The sequence below is a fragment of the Candidatus Neomarinimicrobiota bacterium genome, assembly GCA_041154365.1.
In the GTDB taxonomy this organism is placed as follows: Bacteria; Fidelibacterota; Fidelibacteria; order Fidelibacterales; family Fidelibacteraceae; genus Fidelibacter; species Fidelibacter multiformis.
This window is the reverse complement of record AP035449.1, coordinates 2,546,414-2,566,583: the sequence shown is the minus strand read 5'-3', so window position 1 is coordinate 2,566,583 and position 20,170 is coordinate 2,546,414. Positions and strand designations below refer to the sequence as shown.

Here is a 20,170-nt window from a genome sequence, read left to right as displayed (position 1 = left end):
ACATATTATAATATTTATTTATTTATGTGGCGCTGAAATTTCTTTTCACTGTCCAGAATAAAGGTTACCGGGCCTTCATTCACCAAAGCAACAGACATCATCGCCCCGAAGCGTCCTGTCTCCACCGGGATTCCGCTTCGCCGAAGACGCTCACAGAAATATTCGTAGAGTTCCTCACCTTTTTCGGGGGGAGCCGCTTTCGTAAATCCAGGACGCCGGCCTTTCAGCCAATCTGCGCAAAGGGTAAATTGGGATACCACCAGACATGCTCCTCCTATCTCCAGTATATCCCGGTTCATTCGGTTTTCCTCATCGCCAAAAATCCTGAATCTGGAAATTTTTTCAGCAAGGTAATCGGCATCCTGTTTCTGATCATCTGCCACAACCCCCAAAAGAATCATCAAGCCGGTGCCGATCCGGCCGGTTTCTTCTCCACCGATACGAACCGATGCCCTGCTGACACGTTGTAATACAGCAATCATGCCGTTAACCACACATTGGGTTTTCCCAGCATCTCCCGAAGTTTATCCAACAGCTCTCCGGAAGCATTCGCCCGGATATTTTGAACCTGTATCACTTTTTCTTTCTGGTGACTGCACACAATATGAAAAAAGATCTGCAATTTGCCCGGATACCGGTTGAATAGGGATTTTAAATTATTCAGTATGGTCACATTTTCCGCCATTTCATTTTTCAATCTTAGGTGGATCTGTTTCAGTTGGACATCCCGGATGTGTTCTATGGGCTCAAGGGTATCCAGGATAATGGATATCTCATCCCGGTCCAGATCCCGCTCAGATAATTTTCCGGTGACAAAAACCTTGTGATTCTCTTCAATCAGATCCTTATAGGCCATATAACTTTTATGAAAAGCAATAACCGTGATATCTTCTGTCAGTGTCTCCAGCTTCAGGATAGCCCAGGGATTGTTTTGCTTATTATACCGGATATTCCGGCTTTTTATAATCCCTCCGGCTTTGATAATCTCCGGAGGTTTTTGAGTTTCATCCCGAATCAGATCGATATTGCTCACTGCTTCAATTTCATCCCGAAAGTCCTCCAGGGGATGGCCACTCAGGTAAAAACCGATATGCTCTTTTTCCCTCTCAAGCTGAAAAGAGACATTCCATTCCGGAATATTTTCCAGGGGTGGTTCAGTTAAAACCACCTGTTGTGCCATTTCACCAAAGAGACTCACCTGTGAATTGTTGGCTTCATCCTGATAACGCTGGCCATAAGCGAGGGAAAGATCCACGGCATTCATCTTTTGCGCCCGGTTTCCCTCCAGAGAGTCTAATGCCCCGGCGTAGATGAGACTTTCCAGAACTTTCCGGTTCAGAACCCTGGGATCCACCCGGCAGGTCAGGTCAAAAATGGTTTTGAAGGGACCTCCCTCTTTCCGTGCCTCAACAATGGCATCTGAAACCTTTTCGCCCACATTTTTAATGGCGTTCAAGCCATATACTATGGCATTATCTTTTGTGGTAAAAAGAGCTTCGGATATATTTACATTCGGAGGAATAAGCTCAATACCCAGTTTATGGACTTCATTAATCAGTTCCACCACCCGCTTGATATTCGTCCGTTCACTGGTCAGAGAGGCCGCCATAAATTCCGCCGGATAATGGGCTTTCAGATAGGCTGTTTGATAGGCCACGTAGGCATAAGCCACGCTGTGACTCTTATTAAAACCGTATTCCGCGAATTTGATGAGAAGATCATAGATATCATTGGCGATTTTTTCCGGAACGTTCCGCTCTTTGGCTCCCTGAACGAACTGGATCCGCTTCTCCTTCATGATATCCATTTTCTTTTTTCCCATGGCCCTGCGGAGTAAATCGGCATCCCCCAAATCAAAGCCGCCGATTTCTGAAGCAATCTGCATCACCTGTTCCTGATAGACAATAATCCCATAGGTGTCTTTGAGGATGGGTTTCAAAAGGGGATGCAGATAAGACACTTTTTCGATCCCGTTTTTCCGGGATATGAAGGCAGGGATATTTTCGATGGGGCCCGGCCGGTAGAGGGCATTCATGGCAATCAAATCATTGATGTGGGAGGGTTTGAGCTTTCTCAGATATTCACGCATGCCTCCCGATTCAAACTGAAAAATTCCATGGGTCTGTCCCTCACTGAATAAACGGAGGGTCTCCTTATCATCCAGGGGGATGGAATCGATATCCAGTTCAATTCCCCGGGCTTTAATCATCCGGATGGCATGATAAATTACCGTCAGGGTCCGGAGGCCCAGAAAATCCATTTTGATCACCCCGGCCTTTTCCACGGATTTCATATCATACTGGGTGATCAGTTCACCATTGTTGTTTACGGCTACAGGAATGTTGTAATCTGTCAGATCCCCGGGGGCAATGACAACACCGGCTGCATGAACACCAAAATGGCGGTTCATACCCTGTAAAACTTTGGCATGACGCCAGAGAATCTGGTACCGGTTGTCACTCTTCAGAAGGTTTCGGATATCCTCCGAAAGCTCTTCAGCCTTTTCCAGCGTCATGCCTAAATCATCGGGTATCAGCTTGGCAATCCGGTCCCCCTCCGCATAGGTCATCCCCAAAACACGGGCAATATCCCTGACAAGCCCCTTGGCTTTCAAAGTGCCAAATGTAATAATCTGGGACACACTGGAGGCACCATAGCGCTGACGAATATATTCAATGATTTCACCCCGGCGTTCATAACAGAAATCCGTATCAATATCGGGCATATTCACCCGGCGGGGATTTAAAAAACGTTCAAAGAGCAGATCATATTTCAGGGGATCGATATTTGTAATTCCAAGGGAATAGGCGACCAGACTTCCAGCTGCCGAACCCCGGCCCGGTCCGACGGGAATATCATGCTCACGGGCATACCGCATAAAATCCTGCGTGATTAAAAAATACCCGGGAAATTTCATGGAATTGATCACATTCAATTCGTAATCCAGGCGCTTTTGATATTTTTCCGGAATCTGTCCATCGGGAAATTTCTTCTGAAGTCCCTCTTCACTCAGACGTTTGAGATACACAGCCGGATCTTTACCGGGGACATCCTCAGGGATGGGAAAATTCGGCATGTGATATTCACCGAACTTCAATTTTACATTGCATTGTTCGGCGATCTTCACGGTGTTTTCCAGGGCTTCGGGAATATCCTTGAAGAGGTCCGCCATCTCTTCCGGTGATTTCAGATAAAAACTATCCCCTTTATATCTCATTCGGTTGGGATCACTAAATTGTTTTCCGGTTCCTATGCACATGAGGATATCGTGAGATTCCGCCTCTTCTTTTGTATTGTAGTGTGCATCATTGGCACACACAAGGGGCAGACCGGTTTCCTGATGGATCCGAATCAGGGATTCATTTGCCAGGGTTTCTTCCTCAATACCGTGCCGTTGGATTTCCAGGTAATAGCGGTCCGGAAAGATCTCTGCATATTCAAGGGCCGCTTCCTTTGCCGCTTCATAGCTGTGCTTGATCGAAAGTTCCGCGACGCGCCCTTTCAGACAGGCTGAGGTGGCAATCAATCCTTCATTGTATTTTTTCAACAATTCCAGATCCACCCGGGGGCGGTAATAAAAGCCTTCCGTAAAACCCAAAGAGACCAGTTTCACCAGATTTTTATACCCGGTATTATTCATTGCCAGCAATACCAGGTGATTATTACCAAACCCTTCACCTCGTGTCGCCTTCCGGTCGAAACGGGATCCTTCGGCAACGTAAACCTCACATCCGATGATGGGTTTGATTTTTTGTTTTATGCAGGTTTCATAAAATTCTATGACGCCGTATAAAACGCCATGGTCTGTCAATGCCACTGCCGACATTCCCAATTCCTTGGTATGTTTTACCAGACGCTCAATTTTCTGGGCACCGTCGAGAAGACTATAATCGCTGTGTGTGTGAAGATGTACAAAACCGGGCATAGTGAATCCTGTTAACCTGTTCAAAAGTGAATACCGGCAAATATGGCTGCCAGACCTGCAAACATATCAATTTTCAAAACTTGAGACAAGAAACCGTATTGGAAATTTTCACGGGGGATCAAAAGATAGACCGCCATTGCCGCTAGTGGGAGTCCAACCAGAGGCAGGACCAACATCAGATAAGCATTGGAGTAAAAAGAAAAAGTCACAGGGAATGGAAGCACCAGAACCAAAAACAGCAAAAGTAGAGAAGTCATCTGTCGGGTTTTCCTTTCTCCAATGCGGAGGGGCAGGGTTTGGGCTCCTTCGGCATGGTCACCTTTCATATCTTCCAGATCTTTGATGATTTCCCGGATAAGGGTATAAAAAAAGGCCAGAACCGCCGGCGTGATTCCCAGTTTGATATTACCAAAAACCAGGCTGCAAAAAATAAAAGCTAGTCCCAGAATAAAGGCAATGATCAGGTTTCCCTTGAGGGGTTTTCGTTTAAAACGTGCGGAGTATACAATCATGAGGGGTGTTGAAATAAGAGCCGCAATGACAAAGGGCATCCACCCGGCATAAAGGGCAGACACATTTCCTATGATAAATGTCACGATGGCATAATGGCGAACATTTTTCCGGGATAACTGTCCGGAAGGGAGGGGGCGGCGGGGACGGTTAATCCGGTCGATGGCTTCGTCATACAGATCATTGACGGCATTCCCGCCGGCATTGAGCATCACGACAGTCAACAGGGCGGATAGTATCATTTCCCAACGGGGAAAAGGAACAAAAAATGAGGCTGTGATCAATACCGTCAGTGTGCTGAGAAGAAGGTTTATCGGTCTTCCCAGAACAAAATACGCTCTTAATCGGGACATGAACACCCGCTCCTTTGGTCAATGATTTCAGGTTTGTAAAGATTGCCTTAATCTGTCGAAAAGTCCGGTTTATGCCTGGTATTACGGGATTTGTCAATGCAGGCAATCGTACCGAATCCCCGGCTGATACCACATCCCATGGCCAGGTATTCAGGCAGATAGACATTGGATTGAAACTCTCCCGTGAAATACCCCATCCCAATTTCGGGGTGAACAGTGGGATTCAAGCCGTTAATGCGGATTCGGCAGGATATTTTAAACCGGGGAGAATATTCGAATTCTTTCATCAGGAACACGATGTTCTGAGAAAGCATTTTATTCAAAAAAGCGGTCCGTTCGGCCGCATACAAATATTTGTACCGGATCAGATTCTGCCAGTTTAGACCCACCCAGGGGGTTAAAAACCGGTAGGTATACAAAGTCCCCGTTTTATCAAAACAGGTGCGATCATGCCTGGATTCCACCGATTGCACCGTCCATTCCTTTTCATGAATCCGGATTTTTTTCAATTCTTTGACAAATGCATCCGTTGTGTCCATGGCCTCTTTCATTCCCACCACAACCGGTTTGTCATCCACCAGGGTGAAATGAATACGGGGATAGATCACTTTTTTCCGCAATTCTCCGTCGATATAGCTGCAAAAATCCGAACCGGCATACTGTTCCAGAACAGTATGTCTCAGGGTATAGGCATCAGACGTAAACGGTTTATCGAGTGTCAGGATATGGGCTTTCAACTCCATGGGAAATCCGCGTCAGGAATTCATATTTCGCAGGAAGTCTTTATTTGTCCGGGAGGCGGACATCTTATCCAGGAGAAACTCCATGGCTTCCACGGGACTCATTTCATTAAGGAATTTTCTCAGGATCCACACCCGGGCCAGTTCGGCTTTGGACATCAGGAGTTCTTCCTTACGGGTTCCTGACCGGTTAATATCAATGGCCGGGAAGATCCGGCGGTCACTAAGGCGCCGGTCCAGAACCAGTTCCATATTACCGGTTCCCTTGAATTCCTCAAAAATCACATCGTCCATCCGGCTTCCCGTATCAATGAGGGCAGTAGCAATAATGGTCAGGCTGCCTCCTTCCTCAATATTCCGGGCTGCACCGAAAAAGCGTTTCGGCCGGTGCAGTGCGTTGCTGTCAATACCCCCGGAGAGGATTTTCCCGGAGTGGGGCACCACGGAATTGTGGGCACGAGCCAGGCGGGTGATCGAATCCAGAAGAATGACCACATCATGACCGAATTCCACCATGCGCCGGGCTTTTTGTAACACCATTTCAGCGACCTGGACATGCCGTTCCGGCGGTTCATCAAAGGTGGAACTCACGACTTCAGCATCGACATTCCGCTGCATATCCGTCACTTCCTCCGGCCGTTCATCAATAAGAAGCACAATCAGCATCGCTTCCGGATGGTTGGCTAATATGCTGTTGGCGATTTTCTGCAAAAGAATGGTCTTCCCTGTCTTAGGCTGGGCGACAATAAGTCCGCGCTGACCCTTCCCGATGGGCGATAACAAATCGATAATCCGGGTGGAGTAATCTTTGGGATTCCGTTCCAGGCTCAGGCGCTCTTCGGGATGCAAAGGTGTCAGGGTTCCAAAGGGACGGGTCATCTTGGCCTTCTCAGGATCTTCAAAGTTTATCGATTCCACCTTTAATAAGGCAAAAAATCGCTCATTGTCCTTGGGCGGACGAACCTGCCCACTGATAATGTGCCCCGTTTTTAAACCAAACCGCTTGATCTGAGAAGGTGAGACATATAAATCATAAGGACTGTTCAAATAATGAAACCGGCTGCTCCGGAGAAATCCGTAACCATCCGGAAGAATTTCCAAAACACCCTCTTCAAAAATATTTCCCGAAATCTCAGCCTGAGCTTCCAGGATTTTAAAAATCAATTCCATCTTTTTCATGTTCTGAGTCCCGGGGACTTCAAAATCGGCAGCAATGTTTTGCAATTGCTTCAGGGTCTTTTCCTGCAATTCTGATATGCGATAGGTTCCATTGTCAGCATTGCCGGCTTGTTTACTTGTTTTCACAGAAAAAATCCTTCATTTTTTAAATGATTGATGGGTGATACACGTTTTGATTGAATGTCATGCCGTGGTAAATGTGTGCGGACAAGATATTACCAAAGTGATATTTCCATGTCAAGCACAAAAGTATGTACACGCCAAAATTTGCGATTGTTCCCAACTGTTAGCTGAACCAGTAAGGAAATTATAAGCATTATTTTATAAAATATCTTTACTTTTTTTAAATTTAGCCTGTCCACTCCGTAACTTCCGACCCAAAAGGGTGCTCTAAGGGACATGAAAAACAAAAAATATATATGGTGCGCCTCATTTGTTTTCTTCTTTCTTGCTGCCTTTGGAACTCCGTTGGGAAACATACTTTTCGCAGGAGACATGGATTCTCTTCGAATTCTTTACTACCGGAGTGTGGAAGATAAAAGTTCACTGGATAAAACCCTGACATATATAGAGGATCTTCGCCGGGAAAACCGGATTAATGACGCTTTATTAACCGTCTATGAAGGATCTCTCACAGGACTCAAAGGAAAACATGCCCTGTCACCCCGAAAAAAATATCATTATGTGATGGAATCCCTGCCGATGATGGAAAAGGCACGTAGGATGGATTCCACCAATGTGGAAATTTTATTCATCCAGGGAACGACCACCTATTATTTACCCTTCTTTTTCCATCAGCAGAAACGGGCAGTCGCAAATTTTCACGCCATCGTAAGGCTTCTGCCCCAGGTACATCATGAATACCCGGCGGACCTTGTCGTCAATGTCATCAATTTTTTGGAAGAACACAGCCATTTGTGTCCGGACGAAAAAGCCTGCCTGGAAGATATGCTGAAGCAACTCCGGAGGATCTATGGGGAGTGAATACCTGCTCTTCAATATTTTGGTTCTGGCAGGACCTTTTTCCCTGAGTTTTGATCGAAAGGTCTGCTTCAGGCAGTACTGGTCCAAAGTCTTTCCTGCCATGGCAGCCGGCAGTTTTCCTTTTCTTGTCTGGGATTATTTTGCAGAAGGTCATTTTTGGACATTTAACCCCTTGTACACACTGGGAATCAACATCGGGCCTCTTCCCCTGGAAGAAATCCTCTTTTTTTTCACAGTACCTTATGCTGTTCTTTTTACCTGGGAGGTTTTTCGGGCCTATTTTACCAGCCGGCACTTGCCGGTCAAAAGATTGATATTTCTCCTCATCCCCGGAGGATTGGGAGGTGCCCTCATTTTTGCCACACTTTTCCAGTGGTATTACACCGCCCTGGTCTTTCTGGCCTTTGCATTGGCCCTTGGGGTGGATTTTATCCTCCTGGGTGAAAAATCTGTTTGGTATCAGTCCCTGTGGTACCGTTTTCTCCTTATATTTATTGTGATGGTTCTGATTGCCAATGGATATCTGACAGCCCGGCCGGTTGTAGAATACACCTCCCTGTACCGGAGCAATCTTCACGTATGGACCATCCCCCTTGAAGATTTCTTATTTGGTCTGTCCCATATCAGCATCATCCTTACCTTCTACACATATCTCAAATTCCGGAGGTCCCGTGATTGAAAAAGTCCCGGTGATTGGTGCGGGCCTGGGTGGACTCAGTGCCGCCCTTACGATGAAATCTCTGGGTATTGAAACAGAAATTTACGAGCAAAATGCCCATGCCGGCGGAAAAGCCGGAGAACGGATTGTGAGCGGTTTCCGCTTTGATACAGGTCCTTCCCTGATTACCATGCCTTTCGTAATCGACCGGCTCTTTGAACAAACGGGTGCCCACCGGCAGGATTATCTGGATTATGTACCCATTGACCCCCTTTGCCGCTATTTTTTTCCGGGAGAAAGGGAGGCTTTCGATGCCACGGCCGACCCGGAGCAGATGACTGAAAATCTTGGCCGGCTATCCGTCCAAGACGCACAACGATGGGAGTCTTTTCTTCGTTACGGCCGGGGACTCTATGAACGGACGGCAGATCTCTTTCTTTTTCAGCCTATCCATGAACTGGCCACCCTGCTGACCCTGAAAAGTCTCCTCCGATTGCCATCCCTGCTGAAAATTGACGCTTTCCGGTCCATGCACCAGGCGATTTCCTCCTATTTCACCGATCATCGCATCCGGCAGATGATGGACCGGTATGCCACCTATGTGGGCGCCGATCCCCGAAAAGCTCCGGCGACCCTGAACATGATCTCCTATGTGGAATATGGCCTTCCGGCCGTTTACATCAAAGGAGGCATTGCCCGGCTTACTGATGCACTGACCCAACGGTGTGCCGAATTGGACATTCCCATTGAGTATCACACTCCGGTCCGGCAAATATTTTACAACAGCCATCACGTGACCGGCCTTCAGACCGGTGAGCACTTCACGGGTGCCTCAGCCGTCGTCTCCAACGCCGATGCCGTCACTACGTTTCGACACCTTATCAAAGGGAAGAATCAATCCCTCCACCGGCTTGAACGGCTTGAACCTTCTCTCTCCGGACTGATTTTTTACTGGGGTGTAGAAGGAAAATATCCGGAACTGGCCCACCATAACATTTTTTTTGCCCGAAATTATGACCAGGAATTTGAACATTTGTTCGTAACCCAAACCCCTGCAGAAGATCTGACGGTATATGTGGCCGTCACATCGAAAAAAGACGAAGAACATGCACGAAAAGGCCATGAAAACTGGTTTGTTCTGGTCAACATGCCCAGTCTGGCTCCACATCAGGACTGGGATACGTGGATCCCTGCCATCCGGGAGCGTGTTTTACAGAAACTTTTGGATCACGGCCTGGATATCCGGAACAGGATCGTGGCGGAAGCTGTGACCGATCCCAGGGACATGGAGCGTTTATACGGATCGAACCGTGGCAGCATATACGGAATTTCATCCAATGACCGGAACACGGCTTTTCGGCGGCCGGCCAACCGGAACCGGGATGTAAAGGGACTCTATTTTTGTGGTGGATCTGCTCATCCCGGTGGTGGAGTACCCTTGGTGATTCTTTCAGGACAGATCACGGGGAAACTGGTAAAACAATTCAGGGAAAGAGGGAAGATATGACGTTAAAGGGAAAAAATGTGGTCATTATTGGTTCCGGTTTCGGCGGGCTGGCCCTGGGTATCCGCCTTCAGTCCCGGGGAGCCAAAGTCACTATTTTGGAAAAACAGGCTGCCCCAGGGGGACACGCCCAACAGTTAAAGGCAGAGGGTTTTACATTTGACATGGGACCCTCTCTGGTTACCGCCCCGGACGTGGTGGATCAGATATTTCAGTCTGCAGGGAAGAAAATGTCCGATTACCTGGAACTGATCCCCCTGGATCCCTACTACCGCATCTATTTTCATGATGGCAGTTATCTGGATTATTCCGGAAATACAGAAAGGATGAAAGAACAACTGGCAACCTTTCATCCCAAAGATGCAGCCCGGTATGATGCCTTTATGGAATCCTCCAGGATCATGGAAGAAGCCGTCATCAAAAAGGGGCTGGGGACAAAACCTTTCATGACCTTGAAATCCATGATCAGCTTTGCGCCAAAAGCCATTCGATTGGGTGTTTTTTTGCCGGCCTATACCTTTGTCAAACGGTATTTCAAAGATCCCAGAAGCCGCTTTGTCTTTTCCTTTCATCCCCTGTTTATCGGAGGTAATCCGTTTAAAGCACCTGCGGTTTATCAGATGATTCCGTGGCTTGAAAAAGAGGGCGGAGTTCATTATACCCCCGGTGGAATGTATTCACTCATTCAAGCCTTCACGTCCCTTTTTCAGGAATTGGGCGGGCACATCCACACATCTGAGCCGGCAACCCGTATCGAAACCCAAAACCGGCGGGTGACGGGTGTAAAAAGCAGTCAATCCTTTTATCCGGCGGATATCGTTGTTTCCAATGCCGATTTCTATCACACTTACCATGACCTGGTGGATGCCGGGGACCGGAAAAAATGGCGGAATAAAAAGCTGGAGAAAATTGATTATTCCATGAGTTCTGTTCTGATCTACCTGGGACTGGACCGAAAGTACGACAAGTTAAAACACCATACCCTGATCATTTCAAAAGATTACAAACGGCTTATCCGGAATATTTTTGATAAAAAGAAGGTCCCCTTTGATTTTTCCATGTACCTTCATGTACCCAGCCGGACCGATAAAACCATGGCCATTCCCGGAGGAGAAAGCATGTATGTTCTGGTTCCTGTTGCCAATCAGCTCAGCAGGACAAACTGGGACGAATTCAGTGAAATGTTTGTCAACAGCATTCTCCATTACCTGGAACACAGCTTTGGTTTGGAAGATTTCTCAAAACATATTATTTACAAATCGGTGTTTACACCTGAAGATTTTCAAAAGGATCGAAACAATCATCTTGGAGCCGCCTGGGGTGTGGAACCCAAACTGACCCAGAGCGCTTATTTACGGCCTCATAACCGGAGCGAAGATATTCAGGGCTTATACCTGGTTGGGGCCAGCACCCATCCGGGAGCCGGACTCCCCGGAACACTGATGACGGCTGAAACGACGGAACATGTCATCCTGACAGAGACTGAAGGGGTTTGATGAAAGGGGATCCAAACAAGCCACATCTTTTGAGCCACGCCTACGTTAAAAACATCACGGCCTTGTACGCCCGGAGTTTTTATTTTGCCTCCCGGTTTTTCCCTAAACACAAACGCCAGGCGACCTATGCCCTGTATGGTTTTGCCCGGTATACAGACAACCTGGTTGATAATCCCCGGGACAGGGACCGGGAAGAACTCCAGAGGGAACTGGACCACCTGCGATGGGAAATCGAAACAGCCTACCGGCGAAAAGAATCGGAGCATCCCGTTTTAAAACCTTTTATCCAGACTGCCATCTCTTTCTCCATTCCTATTGAATATCCTCTCGATCTGATCAAAGGTGTCAGTATGGATATTTCCCACAGCCGTTATACCCACGTTGAAGATTTGTATGTGTATTGTTATCGTGTGGCAGGCACCATCGGACTCATGATGACATACATTATAGGATTTTCACACCGGGATGCCTTTGAATATGCCGAAAAACTGGGTGTCGCCATGCAGCTGACCAATATCCTCCGGGACATCCGGGAAGATAAGAACCGGGGTAAAATTTACATCCCCATGTCGGAACTGGAGCGATATGATGTCGCTGAAGAAGATATCTTTCAGGAACGTTTTTCACCGGCCATGCGAAGCATGTTGAAAGCTACTGCCGATAACGCCCACCGTTATTATGAAGAATCTGCATCAGGAATCCGCTACCTGGATACCGATTCCCGTTTTGCCATCCATGCTGCTTCCCGGATTTACCGGGGCATTTTGGAAGAATTCAGAGCCAATGACTACAATCCCTTTAAGGGGCGGGTCAGTGTCAGTTTTAACCGGAAAATAGCCATCACTTTAACAGAATACATGAAATACCGAAGAGATAAGGTTTTCAACAGGAAATGAAACCGGCTCGTCATACAGGGTGGGCCCATATTGTTTTCAGGCCTTATTTACATCATCTGGTCCGGTGTTCCTTTCACAGTGTGCAGATTTTGGGAGAACTTCCTCCATTTTCTGAAGATCGGAGTGTCTTACTCCTTCCCAATCATAGCACCTGGTGGGATGGTTTTATCATTTATCTGATCAATGATCTTGTCTGGCAAAAAAAACCCTTTGTGATGATGGAAGAGAAACAACTGGATCGATTTCCCTTTTTCAACCGTCTTGGTGCATATTCAGTGCGGCCGGGGGACCGTGAAGATGTTGAAAAAACCCTGGCTTACAGTGCACGCCTGCTGGAAAATCCCCGGCATCTGCTTTTTCTTTTCCCCCAGGGGAAACTGCTGCCCTGGCATCAGCGACCCCTGACCTTTAAAGCAGGATTTTCACATATTCTTTCTGCATCCTCAGGAAAACCGGATGTGTTTATCTGTGGTATCCGGACAGAATTTCTGGGAGATCAGCGTCCGGATATCTTTATCATGTTCCGAAAAATTGAAAATTCCGCATTTTCTCCAGCCCCTGCTGCCCTTAAGATGGACATGTTGCTTCAGGAAATGGAAAACAGCATTATTCAGGGTGAAACAGGTCACCGCCTTTTTACAGGCAGGCAATCACCGGGATCCCGATGACATTTTTTATAATTATTCTCTATGGAATCCTGGGCCTTTTTCTATTGGTCACGCTGGTCAATGTATCAACAGGCCCGCGCTTATCCCATCCTCCTAAAAAATCTCGTTTTACAAACCCCACCATATCGGTGCTTGTCCCGGCCCGGAATGAAGAACACAACCTGCCGGCGTGTCTGGAAAGTCTGCTGGCTTTGGATCCGGCACCTGCGGAAATTTTGGTCCTGGATGATCACTCGACAGATAAAACCCGGGAAATCATTCAGGGATTTGCCTTCAAACACAAGCAGGTCCGGGGAATACGGGGAAAAGAACTTCCGGCTGGATGGGTGGGAAAAACATGGGCCTGTCATCAGCTGTCTCAGGAAGCATCCGGTGAGATCCTTGTCTTTACCGATGCCGATAACACCTACCATCCGGCGGCACTGGAAAGAAGCGTCCGATGGATGCAGGCCTTGAATCTGGACATGCTCTCTGCTTTTCCCCAACAAACTCTTAAAACCCTTCCTGAAAAGCTGGTGATACCAGTGGTAGATCTTTTTGTGTACAGTATGCTTCCCCTCTGGCTCACCCGGTTTTCACCCTTTCCTTCCCTGGCTGCTGCAAATGGGCAGTGGATGGTGTTCAGAAAAGAGGCTTACGACACATTGGGTGGACACAAAGAAATGGCTTCCGAAATAGTTGAAGATGTGGCCATGAGCCGAAAAACCAAGAAACGGGGACTGCATCTCCTCACCACGCCCGGGACGGGCACGGTATACGGCCGTATGTACCGGAATGCGGAAGAGGTTCGTGCCGGCTTTGCAAAAAATCTGTTCGGACTTACCGGATTTCATTCGGGATTGTTTTTTCTTATTTTTTCCATGTTGCTGTTGACAATGGTGATCCCTTACGGACTGTTGATTTTTTCTCCTGGTTTGGCAGTAGCAGGAACTGTGATTCTCAACCTGTTGATCCGCATGCTTCTGGTGCTGGCTTACCGTCACCCGCCCTTTGTCAGCATCGTTCTGCACCCCATATCCATCCTGTATACAGCCCGTATCGCACTTCACTCCTGGAACAGTTACCGAAAAGGCAGTATCACCTGGAAGGGAAGAGCTGTCATAAAAGAGGAAAATACACGATGAAGAAACAATTTTTCCAAACATACGGACTCATGATCCTCATATACGCGGTGATGATCTTTGGAGGGATCTGGCACCTGGCAGGACTTTTTCACAAAACCAGCCAAATACTGTACGTTCCACTTCTGGTCCTCCTCTTTTCCATTAATCTGATTTATTTTATCTCTCTTTATCGGGAAACACCCCTACTGAATATTTTTTTCATCTGGACCGGTTTAATTTTTATAACCGCCCTGGTATTGGAAATTGTGGGTGAAAAAACCGGAATCCTTTTCGGACATTATGCCTATACCAATGCCCTTTCTCCGCAGATTTTCGGCGTTCCTTTGGTGATCGGCTTTAGCTGGCTCAACCTGGTTTTTGGTGCCGTCCAGATTGCAAACCTGTATCTTTCCCGTTATGCCTGGGGTTTCAGATCACTTTTTGCCGCACTATTGATGACCGGATTTGACGGTGTGATGGAACCGGCGGCCCGGGCTTTAGGATTCTGGTACTGGCAGAACTATACCATCCCCTGGCAAAATTATGTGGCATGGTTTGCCTTCGGTTTTATTTTCTCCTTTCCTTTCCTACGGTATTTCCCGCCTGTTAAAGATCGGCAATTAATTCCCATGCATATCTTTATTGCCCAGTTTCTCTATTTTGTTCTGGTAAATCTTGCCTGAAGACAAAATACCCTTTGCATGAATTTGACAGATATCACATTATCTACGGCGTAAGCACCGTATATTCTGTATACAAAAAACTATGAGGTTTCATCGAGTCATGGATGCAAGTGAAATGAAAGAAAAAAACCGGTACTTCGAAGACTTAAAGGCAGGCATTATCAGGGCTTTTGTACTGGCTTTGATTTTTGCAGCTTCGCTTTATATTTATACAGAATACCTTGCCCGTTAGAATATCCACCCACTTGTGAATTTTTTTTAACTCTTTTATGATAAGTGGTAATAGCTTTTATACCATTCCACAAAATGTTTCATTCCGGTTTGGATATCTGTTTTCGGGTGATAACCACATAAGGTTTGAAGGGCGGATATGTCCGCATGGGTTTTAAGGACATCTCCTGGTTGCATATTTTGGTAGCGGATTTCTGCTTTTTTCCCGCAGGCAGATTCGATGGCCCGAATAAAGTCCATGAGATTGACGGGATTTCCAAGGCCGATATTATAAAGGTCACACGGAGGATTTCCCCGGGGAGCATCCCCTTTCATGACTCCAAGAATTCCTTCAAGAATATCGTCGATGTAAGTAAAATCCCGGGCCATTTTGCCGTGATTATACACGTCAATAGGTTTTTGGTGCAAAATGGCATCGGTAAATTTAAAAAAGGCCATATCCGGTCGTCCCCATGGACCATAGACGGTAAAAAATCGGAGTCCTGTAACGGGAATGGAAAACAAATGGCTGTAGGCATGGGCCAGCATTTCATCGGCCTTTTTCGTGGAGGCATACAAACTGGCAGGTTGATCGGTCCGGTCCTCTTCTGAATAGGGAAAATCTGTATTTAACCCATACACACTGGATGAACTGGCATATATCAGATGTGATACGGGATAGCGCCGACAGGCTTCCAGAATATTCAAAAAACCTGTTACATTGCTGTCCACATAGGTTTGAGGGTGATCCAGACTGTACCGGACTCCCGCCTGGGCAGCCAGATGGATTACATGGTCAAAGGATGTATCCCTGAAAAGGGAGAGAAGTTTTTCTTTGTCCGTCAGATCGGCCCGAATAAAATGCAGCCGGCCCGCCTGAACAGAAAAGGATTCAGAACTCTTTTGTTTCGAAGACAGGTCGATTCCCAATTTCTTCAACCGGGCAAATTTCAGGTTGACATCGTAATACTCGTTCAGGTTATCCAGGCCGGTGATATCATGACCTTCGGCCAGAAGGCGCCGTGTCAGGTGAAATCCAATAAAACCGGCCGTTCCTGTAATCAATAATTTCATATTCTTCCTTATATGAGCCTCTGCACCCAATTCATCATTCATCATTCATCATTCTTCATTCTTCATTCTTCATTCTCCTTTAATGATTCCCAAAACAAACCCATATTCCTCAGCAATTTCCTTATAGGCATCATAACGGCCCGATGCTCCCCCGTGTCCGGCCCCCATATTGGTTCTTAAAATCAGGGGATGATGATCTGTTTTCAGGGCACGGAGTTTGGCGGTCCATTTGGCCGGCTCGGCATAGGAAACCCGGGGATCATTCAGCCCCGCTGTAATCATCATGGGAGGATAGTCCTGTGCTTTCACATTGGTATAGGGACAATAACTTTTGATGTACCGGTAATAGGTTTCGATGCCCGGATTCCCCCATTCGTCATATTCGGTGACGGTCAGGGGTAAATCGGGATCCGACATGGTATTGAGGACATCCACAAAGGGAACGCTGGCCACCACAACCCCAAAGAGATCCGGGCGCATATTTACGACAGCTCCCATGAGAAGACCGCCGGCGCTCCCGCCACCTATGGCCAGTTTTTCAGGTGTCGTGTAACCTTCCTGGATAAGATATTCAACCACATCAATAAAATCCGTAAAGGTATTTTTTTTCTTCAGCCATTTCCCGTCTTCATACCAGTATTCACCCTTGGCTCCGCCACCCCTTATATGGGCGACGGCATAGGCAAATCCCCGGTCCACCAGACTCCAGCGGGCATAGGAAAAATAGGGTGTCATGGCAATACCGTATGCTCCGTATCCATAAAGAAACACAGGCTGAGTCCCATCTTTTTTAAATCCTTTCGGGTAGAGCATCGACACCGGGATTTTCGCCCCGTCACGGGCTGTGACCCATAAGAGGTCCGTGGTATAATCGTGACGGTCCCAACCGCCGCGGACTTCTTTTTGTTTCAGCAGGGAGAGTTCCCGGGTTTTCATATTATATTCATAAACCGTCTCGGGGGTAAGAAGTGAGGTATAGTAAATTCTCAAAACGTCCGATGTATATTCCGGATTGCCGGTCCCCCGGGCGGTATACGTTTCTTCCGGAAAGGAAATGGTATGGGCTTCTTTATCCCCAAAAGTATACACATCAATCATGGCCCGGGCATTTCCGGTTTTGTAGACGGCAAGATAATCTTCAAACATATCCAAACCGGTGATTTTAACCTCCGGATTGTGTTCATACACTGTGACGGTCTGTGTAAAGGCCGGTGCTGAAACCGGCTGACGGAGGATGATAAAATTTTTCTGATCATTCAGGTTGGTCAGGATATAGAAAAATCCGTCCCGATGTTCCAGGCTGTATTCCTTTCCCTTCTCCCGGGGTGCAAAAAGGGTGAAATCCTTTTCAGGATCGCTGGTTTTCAGGTAATGGACTTCTGTTGTGATCTTGCTTGCGGATGTAATAAAGATGTACTGCCTGTCCTTTGAACGGTCCACATCCACATAGTAGGCCATGTCCGGGTCTTCATACACCAGGACATCCTCTGAAGCGGGAGTTCCCAGAACATGCCGGTAAACCCGCCATGGGCGGTAGGTATAATCAATGGTTGAATAAAAAAAGGTCTTGTTGTCATTTGCCCATACCCCGCCGGCCACACTGTCGATGACTTCCGGATAGAGGGAATCCTTTTCAAGATTTTTAAAACGCAGGGTATATACTTCCGAGCCATTCCGGTCTTCGGCATAGGCAAGGATCTGATGGTTGGAGGACACACTTAGAAGTCCCAAGGAATAAAAATCACTATGCTCAGCCTGTGTATTGGCATCAAAATAGATCTCTTCTTTATGGTCCAAGGATCCTTTTTTCCGGCAATAGATGCTGTATTGTTTCCCTTTTTCCGTCCGGCTGTAATAAAAGTAATCATCGTGTTTCACAGGGACGGACATATCTGTTTCCTGTATCCGTCCGATCATTTCCCGGTACAGTTTTTTCTGCAACTTACGGGTGTTTTTCAGGATAAAGTCTGCATAATCGTTTTCCGCCTCCAGATATCGGATAACCTCCGGATTCTGTTTATCTTTCAGCCAGTCATAATGATCCACCCGAATATCTCCGAAAGCTTCAATCTTTTTTTCAATTCTCGGAGCAACCGGCGGGTCCATCATTTCCTGTGAACATGAAAGAAGGAGTATTATGGATGTAAAAAGGAGACTTATGTCGTATACTTTTTTTCATATCTCACCTTATTTGTTGGTTAAAGTATAAGAAAAATTTAACCATTATTCATGTGTATATCCTGTATTAATCCGAAGATTTTCTGATTAAGATATCACTTTGATGTGTCTGCAATGTAAAAAACCTCGTATTTCTGAAAAAAATCTATAATGACTGGAGACTTCCTTATATTCAAAAATGAACGATACCTGGAAAAAGCAATAACACATATGGCAACAAACCGTACCCTATATATGTGTTCACACCTCCTGATAATTCTGGGAATTTGTCTGCTTTTTTCAACAAGGCCCATACAAGCCAATCGGACCCATTCCAACATACCTGCCGGTGTATGGATGCATGATTCGCTTACAGCACATCTCAAATCCAATCCACTAAAAGCAATACAAATAGGCCTGGAGATTCTCGACCTTACACCTGATGAAATTCCTGATACAATACGTGCATTTACCACTCTGCATATGGGATATCTACTGGATAAACAGGGTTTTCCTATGCAGGCATTGGCTTTTTATCTGGATGCCGCCAGATTGTTGGAGGAATCGGGCATGGGTCCAAAGACCGGATATCTGAATATCGATATCGGCAATCTTTATTATCATCAAAATCAATTTGAACCTGCTGCCGAAAAATATCAAGTCGCCAAAAATCTATTTCACAAAGAAAATAATTGGGCAGGTGTTTACACTTCCATCAACAATCTGGCTCTTATTGAAAAAGCATTAGGAAATTATCATGAAGCACATCAATTATTTTTGGATGCGCTTCATATTGCACACGAAAAACTTGACATTCCTTATTTGCTGGCTCACAGTTATAAATATATCGGCGATCTATATCGTGCTATGGGACAAAGAGATTCAGCTCTGGTCTACTACAATAAAACCCTGAATGTGACGGTAACCGATCCGGAAGACAATCTTATCGGTCTCATACGAGAAAAAGCCGCTTCCGTGCTATTGGAACAGGGCGATACATTGACAGCCATCCAATATTTGAAACAGGCAGAAGCGGATTTTATCCAGAACACAAATCTCTTTTACCTGTCGGACCTTTATCTGACAATGTCTGATTTATATTTTGATATGCATGATGATAATTCTGCATTACTTGTTTTAGATCAGGCCCGGGAATTATTTGAAAAAGAAGGGATGATACATCATCAGATCCAAATCGAAAAAAGATTGATTGAACACTATAAATTGACAGGTGAGAAGGAATTACTGATCCGGCATCAACATTTTCTGAATCAACTTATGGAAAAGCGCTATGAGTCGGAAGTCTCTGCACAAATTCAACGAGTTGATATCCAAAACCTGCTTCAAGAGTATCAACATAAATTATACATAAAAAAACTGGAACTTGAGAAAGCACACATTTGGCGAAATGGGGCATTTTTTATCAGCCTGCTGTTTCTGGCAATGCTATGGTTGTTGATCGCCAGATATCATAATAGAAAAAAAACACACCAAAAAATATTGAATCAGAAGGAAAAAATTCATGTACAGCAATTACAACTTGAGAAAATCAAACAAGATCAGGCAAATCGGGAGCTAATCTGCCAGGCGACTCTCATACAACAACAGAAAAGTTTTCTTGAAAAGCTGAAGTCTGATTTACAGGAACTGACGGGTAGTGATAGTGGTAATTCTGGTGGAATGCTTCGGCGAGCTGTCCATGCCATTGATCGCTCACTACAGGGAGGCCAGGCCTGGAGACAATTTGAAACCCGTTTTACTCAGATTTTCCCGGGCTTTTTTCAACATTTAACAGCCATCAATCCTGCTCTGACCTCTCAGGATATAAAAATCTGTGCTTACCACCGGATGAACCTGGACACCAAGGAAATTGCATCACTTTGTTATCTTACCGTCCGGGCAGTTCAAACCAGCCGATACCGGTTGCGTAAAAAACTTGAAATTCCAGAAGAAATGAGTTTTCAGGAGTTTATCAATCAAATCTAAGGAATTGTCATCGTTCTTGTTTTATACCTGTTTGCGTAGTTTTG

17 protein-coding genes are annotated in these 20,170 nt (G+C 46.1%); 10 read left to right on the top strand and 7 right to left on the bottom strand.

Annotated features, from left to right (window positions below):
• Positions 1-14: 14 nt before the first annotated feature.
• From dtd to rho, 5 genes are read right to left on the bottom strand one after another with little or no spacing between them, the layout of a single operon-like run.
• Positions 15-482 carry a D-aminoacyl-tRNA deacylase gene (gene dtd / locus strainIA91_RS10920; protein WP_400166804.1) on the bottom strand — a complete coding sequence of 156 codons (468 nt, stop codon included), beginning with the start codon at positions 480-482 and terminating at the stop codon, positions 15-17.
• Positions 479-3,925 carry a DNA polymerase III subunit alpha gene (locus strainIA91_RS10915; RefSeq protein WP_400166803.1) on the bottom strand — a complete coding sequence of 1,149 codons (3,447 nt, stop codon included), beginning with the start codon at positions 3,923-3,925 and terminating at the stop codon, positions 479-481. Before strainIA91_RS10915 ends, dtd begins: the two co-directional genes overlap by 4 nt.
• A 20-nt stretch (positions 3,926-3,945) precedes the next feature.
• On the bottom strand, positions 3,946-4,788 hold the full coding sequence (locus strainIA91_RS10910) for a geranylgeranylglycerol-phosphate geranylgeranyltransferase (RefSeq protein ID WP_400166802.1): 843 nt from the start codon (positions 4,786-4,788) through the stop codon (positions 3,946-3,948).
• Positions 4,789-4,835: 47 nt separating this feature from the next.
• Complete coding sequence (locus tag strainIA91_RS10905; RefSeq protein WP_400166801.1) at positions 4,836-5,531, bottom strand: CRISPR-associated endonuclease Cas6; 696 nt, start codon at positions 5,529-5,531, stop codon at positions 4,836-4,838.
• Positions 5,532-5,543: 12 nt separating this feature from the next.
• Positions 5,544-6,833 (bottom strand): transcription termination factor Rho, encoded by a 1,290-nt coding sequence (gene rho, locus strainIA91_RS10900; protein ID WP_400166800.1) that lies wholly within the window; start codon positions 6,831-6,833, stop codon positions 5,544-5,546.
• Positions 6,834-7,202: 369 nt separating this feature from the next.
• On the opposite strand from rho, the gene strainIA91_RS10895 reads away from it, so the two are divergent.
• The 9 genes from strainIA91_RS10895 (at position 7,203) to strainIA91_RS10855 (ending at position 14,931) form a co-directional block, all read left to right on the top strand.
• Complete coding sequence (locus tag strainIA91_RS10895; protein WP_400166799.1) at positions 7,203-7,691, top strand: hypothetical protein; 489 nt, start codon at positions 7,203-7,205, stop codon at positions 7,689-7,691.
• Complete coding sequence (locus strainIA91_RS10890; protein ID WP_400166798.1) at positions 7,681-8,370, top strand: lycopene cyclase domain-containing protein; 690 nt, start codon at positions 7,681-7,683, stop codon at positions 8,368-8,370. The genes strainIA91_RS10895 and strainIA91_RS10890 overlap by 11 nt, the downstream gene beginning before the upstream one ends.
• Positions 8,363-9,856 carry a phytoene desaturase family protein gene (locus strainIA91_RS10885; protein WP_400166797.1) on the top strand — a complete coding sequence of 498 codons (1,494 nt, stop codon included), beginning with the start codon at positions 8,363-8,365 and terminating at the stop codon, positions 9,854-9,856. Before strainIA91_RS10890 ends, strainIA91_RS10885 begins: the two co-directional genes overlap by 8 nt.
• Entirely contained in the window at positions 9,853-11,349 is a 1,497-nt protein-coding gene (crtI, locus tag strainIA91_RS10880; protein ID WP_400166796.1) for a phytoene desaturase family protein, read from the top strand. The genes strainIA91_RS10885 and crtI overlap by 4 nt, the downstream gene beginning before the upstream one ends.
• Positions 11,349-12,245, top strand: a complete 897-nt coding sequence (locus tag strainIA91_RS10875; RefSeq protein ID WP_400166795.1) for a phytoene/squalene synthase family protein — start codon at positions 11,349-11,351, stop codon at positions 12,243-12,245. The genes crtI and strainIA91_RS10875 overlap by 1 nt, the downstream gene beginning before the upstream one ends.
• Positions 12,242-12,913: a lysophospholipid acyltransferase family protein gene (locus strainIA91_RS10870; protein WP_400166794.1), complete on the top strand. Its 672-nt coding sequence runs from the start codon at positions 12,242-12,244 to the stop codon at positions 12,911-12,913. The genes strainIA91_RS10875 and strainIA91_RS10870 overlap by 4 nt, the downstream gene beginning before the upstream one ends.
• Positions 12,910-14,037, top strand: coding sequence for a glycosyltransferase (locus tag strainIA91_RS10865; protein ID WP_400166793.1), 1,128 nt, complete (start codon positions 12,910-12,912; stop codon positions 14,035-14,037). The genes strainIA91_RS10870 and strainIA91_RS10865 overlap by 4 nt, the downstream gene beginning before the upstream one ends.
• Positions 14,034-14,699 carry a carotenoid biosynthesis protein gene (locus strainIA91_RS10860; RefSeq protein ID WP_400166792.1) on the top strand — a complete coding sequence of 222 codons (666 nt, stop codon included), beginning with the start codon at positions 14,034-14,036 and terminating at the stop codon, positions 14,697-14,699. Before strainIA91_RS10865 ends, strainIA91_RS10860 begins: the two co-directional genes overlap by 4 nt.
• A gap of 100 nt (positions 14,700-14,799) precedes the next feature.
• Positions 14,800-14,931, top strand: coding sequence for a hypothetical protein (locus strainIA91_RS10855; RefSeq protein WP_400166791.1), 132 nt, complete (start codon positions 14,800-14,802; stop codon positions 14,929-14,931).
• A gap of 35 nt (positions 14,932-14,966) precedes the next feature.
• On the opposite strand, the gene strainIA91_RS10850 is transcribed toward strainIA91_RS10855, so the two are convergent.
• Together strainIA91_RS10850 and strainIA91_RS10845 are read right to left on the bottom strand one after the other, a co-directional pair.
• Positions 14,967-15,983, bottom strand: a complete 1,017-nt coding sequence (locus strainIA91_RS10850; protein WP_400166790.1) for an NAD-dependent epimerase/dehydratase family protein — start codon at positions 15,981-15,983, stop codon at positions 14,967-14,969.
• 69 nt (positions 15,984-16,052) lie between these two features.
• Positions 16,053-18,092: a S9 family peptidase gene (locus tag strainIA91_RS10845; RefSeq protein ID WP_400166789.1), complete on the bottom strand. Its 2,040-nt coding sequence runs from the start codon at positions 18,090-18,092 to the stop codon at positions 16,053-16,055.
• 303 nt (positions 18,093-18,395) lie between these two features.
• Here strainIA91_RS10845 and strainIA91_RS10840 point away from each other — a divergent pair, with 303 nt between their 5' ends.
• A complete protein-coding gene (locus strainIA91_RS10840; protein ID WP_400166788.1) occupies positions 18,396-20,126 on the top strand; it encodes a tetratricopeptide repeat protein in 1,731 nt (576 codons plus the stop codon).
• The last annotated feature ends 44 nt before the right edge of the window (positions 20,127-20,170 follow it).

Coding starts and splice junctions, on each gene's coding strand:
- strainIA91_RS10875 (WP_400166795.1), top strand. CDS start 11,349: ATGAAAGGGGATCCAAACAAGCCACATCTTTTGAGCCACGCCTACGTT.
- strainIA91_RS10855 (WP_400166791.1), top strand. CDS start 14,800: ATGGATGCAAGTGAAATGAAAGAAAAAAACCGGTACTTCGAAGACTTA.
- strainIA91_RS10915 (WP_400166803.1), bottom strand. CDS start 3,925: ATGCCCGGTTTTGTACATCTTCACACACACAGCGATTATAGTCTTCTC.
- strainIA91_RS10890 (WP_400166798.1), top strand. CDS start 7,681: ATGGGGAGTGAATACCTGCTCTTCAATATTTTGGTTCTGGCAGGACCT.
- strainIA91_RS10895 (WP_400166799.1), top strand. CDS start 7,203: ATGGATTCTCTTCGAATTCTTTACTACCGGAGTGTGGAAGATAAAAGT.
- strainIA91_RS10850 (WP_400166790.1), bottom strand. CDS start 15,983: ATGAAATTATTGATTACAGGAACGGCCGGTTTTATTGGATTTCACCTG.
- crtI (WP_400166796.1), top strand. CDS start 9,853: ATGACGTTAAAGGGAAAAAATGTGGTCATTATTGGTTCCGGTTTCGGC.
- strainIA91_RS10840 (WP_400166788.1), top strand. CDS start 18,396: ATGTGTTCACACCTCCTGATAATTCTGGGAATTTGTCTGCTTTTTTCA.
- strainIA91_RS10865 (WP_400166793.1), top strand. CDS start 12,910: ATGACATTTTTTATAATTATTCTCTATGGAATCCTGGGCCTTTTTCTA.
- strainIA91_RS10905 (WP_400166801.1), bottom strand. CDS start 5,531: ATGGAGTTGAAAGCCCATATCCTGACACTCGATAAACCGTTTACGTCT.
- dtd (WP_400166804.1), bottom strand. CDS start 482: ATGATTGCTGTATTACAACGTGTCAGCAGGGCATCGGTTCGTATCGGT.
- strainIA91_RS10845 (WP_400166789.1), bottom strand. CDS start 18,092: ATGATGGACCCGCCGGTTGCTCCGAGAATTGAAAAAAAGATTGAAGCT.
- strainIA91_RS10910 (WP_400166802.1), bottom strand. CDS start 4,788: ATGTCCCGATTAAGAGCGTATTTTGTTCTGGGAAGACCGATAAACCTT.
- strainIA91_RS10860 (WP_400166792.1), top strand. CDS start 14,034: ATGAAGAAACAATTTTTCCAAACATACGGACTCATGATCCTCATATAC.
- strainIA91_RS10870 (WP_400166794.1), top strand. CDS start 12,242: ATGAAACCGGCTCGTCATACAGGGTGGGCCCATATTGTTTTCAGGCCT.